The organism is Fibrobacter sp. (assembly GCF_017545445.1).
Taxonomy (GTDB): Bacteria; Fibrobacterota; Fibrobacteria; order Fibrobacterales; family Fibrobacteraceae; genus Fibrobacter.
Map to the genome: position 1 here is coordinate 1 of NZ_JAFWOM010000025.1, position 3,525 is coordinate 3,525.

At 49.4% G+C, this 3,525-nt stretch carries 3 protein-coding genes; all 3 read right to left on the minus strand.

The window, feature by feature from the left end:
• Positions 1 to 918 (minus strand): carboxylesterase family protein (locus IKG78_RS02960; protein WP_290939031.1); only part of this gene is annotated, 918 nt, incomplete at its 3' end.
• A gap of 218 nt (positions 919 to 1,136) precedes the next feature.
• Positions 1,137 to 2,711 (minus strand): carboxylesterase family protein, encoded by a 1,575-nt coding sequence (locus tag IKG78_RS02965; protein WP_290939033.1) that lies wholly within the window; start codon positions 2,709 to 2,711, stop codon positions 1,137 to 1,139.
• Between the two features lie 36 nt (positions 2,712 to 2,747).
• On the minus strand, positions 2,748 to 3,179 hold the full coding sequence (locus IKG78_RS02970) for a carboxylesterase family protein (protein ID WP_290939036.1): 432 nt from the start codon (positions 3,177 to 3,179) through the stop codon (positions 2,748 to 2,750).
• Positions 3,180 to 3,525 lie beyond the last annotated feature (346 nt).

Here is a 3,525-nt window from a genome sequence, read left to right on the forward strand (position 1 = left end):
GCAGCCAAGCCTCTCCATCAATTCATTCGTACACTCGACAGCCTGCTCTGTTGACCTCGTGAAAACGATTCCGCCGCTCTGGGCAATGACTTTCTTGAAATACTTGTGAGAGCCTTTGATCAATGGAAGCTGGCTGACACTGCCGCCGCCGGCGGATTCACCGAAGATAGTTACGTTTTCAGGGTCTCCGCCGAAGTTCGCAATGTTTTCGTGCACCCATTTCAATGCCATCATCTGATCCATGAGGCCTAAGTTCTGCGCGTCCGGGTAGTCCTTGCCGTCAGGAAGATGGGACAAATGGAAGAAACTGAACACGCCGACTCTGTACTCGATACTTACCGCGATTACATCAGGATTTTCCTTGACGAAATTATGCAGCTCATACATGGGGTCAGCCGTTCCGCCCATCTCATAAGCTCCGCCGTGTATCCACACCATGACAGGCTTTTTCCCCGCAGAGGCTTCATCCGCTTTCCAGACGTTCAAATACAGGCAATCTTCCCCCTGAACGTAAAGGGAAGCAGTTTCATATAAATCTTCGCCCTGCACAGGAGTTTTCCCGTTGTAATACGCCTCATACACGCCATCATCGGGCACGACGTCAACAGGAGCTTTCCAGCGCAATTCACCTGCCGGCTGCTTGCCCACGAACGGAATCCCCTTGTAGGCGATTACGCCCTCATTCTTCCTGCCGACAAAAGTACCATTGACGCACTTGACCGCGAGAGACTTGTCATAGTTGCCATCGGAAATCCGTTTGTTTTCGCCGTACTGCGTTCTCATCACCTCTTGCGCTTCGCGCAGTGCTTTTGCATCCTCTGCCGCCGAGCCGTGCCCGAAAGCACACAGGCAAGCGGCGAAACTGAACGCCATAAGCGCGACCCAAAAGAAACCAAACGATTTTTTAGCGGTATGCATTGTATCGCCTCCTATAGCATTTTTGGGGCATCTCTAAAAACTACCAAATCCTTGCCCTCCCCTTGAGGGGAGGGGGGACCGGTTTAGCGGTGGGTGAGGTGGCTGTAACATTGTGTTTATGCTAATTCGTGGACTACTTACATCTCATCCGTCAACCCTTTGGGCTGCCACCTTCCCCTCAAGGGGAAGGCATAATTACGAGTTTTCAAAGCTTCCTTTTAGTTTTCGTAGATATAGCGCAATCCGTTCAAATTCTCCGTGTTCAAATCCTTGTGGCAGACACAGCCTTTCGAGTTCAGCTCCATCGTCTGCCGATTGTCGGCGGAATATTTCTCCCAGTGCGGAATATATTCGTTGTCCGGGTTGCCTGTCGCCGCGAAGGCCGCCAACGACGCCTGAACCTGCCTTATGAGATTGGGCGAGGGATTCGGTACAAGCTTCTGGGGATAGTTGAAGGCAAACGGCAGGTCAATCCCATGGCACGAACGCAAATTCCCGACCGGCGACTGCTCGCTGAACAGATAATAGTACACATCGCCAAAATCCGACTGGTGCTCCGCCGCCAATTCCTGCCCGACGCGCCAATCCAGCTGGTTCACAAAATCGATGAAGGCTTCCTCCGTATCCGGGCGATTTTTAAGCCATGCCTGATAAATATCCTGCGGGGTATCTTTCCCTTTGTATTTTTGAAGGACCGGGGAAAGATTTTTGGGTTCCGCGCGGAAATGAGCAAAGAAATCCTTCATATATAGCAACCAATAACGCCATTCATCCGCCGTCGTCCCCGTCAAGAATTTGATTCCGCGTGCCGCGCCGTCTTTTAACGCGCGGAACGGGTCGCCCGGCAGGAATTTTCCGTCGCAAGTCGGCAAATAATCGGTTGCCGTTTGCACCACACGAATTTCTTTCACTTTTTCGTAAATATGCATCAGTTCGGCGGAAGATTTCTTCATCATGTCGCGCATCGTCTTCGCGCCGCCCAATTCCATGTACAGAGCCGCAACCTGGGTGGAATATTCCGGCGTATTGAACATATACGAATTTCCTGACTGCGGGATGGCTTTCTGGAAAATCCCTTTGGCGGCAGGGATAACCGAATGCAGCATACAGGAAATCGCGCCCGCGCTTTCGCCGAAAATGGTGATATTGTCGGGGTTCCCGCCAAAATCCGCGATATTTTCCTTGACCCACTTCAAAGCCGCGATCTGATCTTTCAGCCCGAGATAGCCGCTGTCTTCAAAGGAAGGATCAAAACTTGCAAAGTTCACAAAGCCAAAGACAGAAACACGATAGTTAAGCGTGACGATAACGACGTCGTTTGCCGCCGCAAAATTGCTTCCGCAATAAAGCGGGTCGCTGGTGCCGCCGGTCTGGAAGCCGCCGCCGTGGATAAAGACCATGACGGGCTTATTTTTGCCCTCGCCGCGTGCCCAAATGTTCAGCGTCAGGCAGTCCTCGCTTTGCGGGTTGGTGGAGGCAGCTTCATTCTCGTCAATCGTTTGCATCGCCGAAAAGCCGAATTTTTTGGCATCGAAGGTCTTATTGGACGGTTTCAAAGGCTCGGGAGCGCGCCAGCGCATTTTTCCGACGGGCGGCTGCGCATAGGGAATGCCCAGCCAAGTTTTTACGCCGTTTTGATCCAAAAAACCGCGGAATGTGCCATAGCGGGTTTTTACGGCGCAATCGCTTGCGGCAAAAACTTTCTCGTCCGGCAAGACGCCAAACGCACTGAAAGCCAAGGCGCTCATAGCGGCGGTTTTGATAAATTCTCTGCGGGTTACTTTTGGGAACATAACATCACAACCTTTCTTCTTGCATGGTCGAACCCGTCAAAGGCAATAATACCTGGTCAAAAAATAAGTTCTGTCCCAATCCAGAATCTTTAACTCGGATTCCTTTTCTGGATGGATATTGAACTCGTCGAAAACCATCACTTTCTTGTCCTTGAGGTCATAAAGCGGCCACTCATACGCTTTGCCGTCGGGTGAGATGTCCGCAGGAAGCGACGGGTTGCCGGTCTTGGCGAACTGAACCCACATCTTGCGCATGGTCTTCGAGAAAGTCTCGTCAAATTGTCTCCCCGTGACGAGGGTATCCTCCGGATGATTGAATACCGTCGAAAGCTCTATCGCATGTCCGCTTCTCATCAGCGGCACGGAGGATTCAACCGTGAAATAAATAGAAGGTGTCCAAACCATCTTCCCAAGGAGGCTTAACGCCATGTCTATTGTACCATCGAATCCATCGGATGAAAAGAACATTTCCTGCTCAATTCAACTCTTCCTCGTAACCTTCCGTGTTAAAAGATAATAAGAAACGATTTTTAGATGATGGTTATAAATCTTATGGAGAAAAGATGACTCTGATCACAGAAAACTATGAGGATTCGATAAGAGGAGTTCTGGATTGGAAAATTCTAGTTTACTTCAACAGCCGTAGATTTTCTGTGACCAATATGTTATTATTAATTATAGATGTGATAGCACCTGTAAATTATATTATAATAAAGAATAAAAGTAGAGATACGTGACATGGGAAATGGATTTAAAAATTATTCGGGAAGACGAACGAAAGGAGAACAAAATGAAAGTCGACAGGATTATTAAA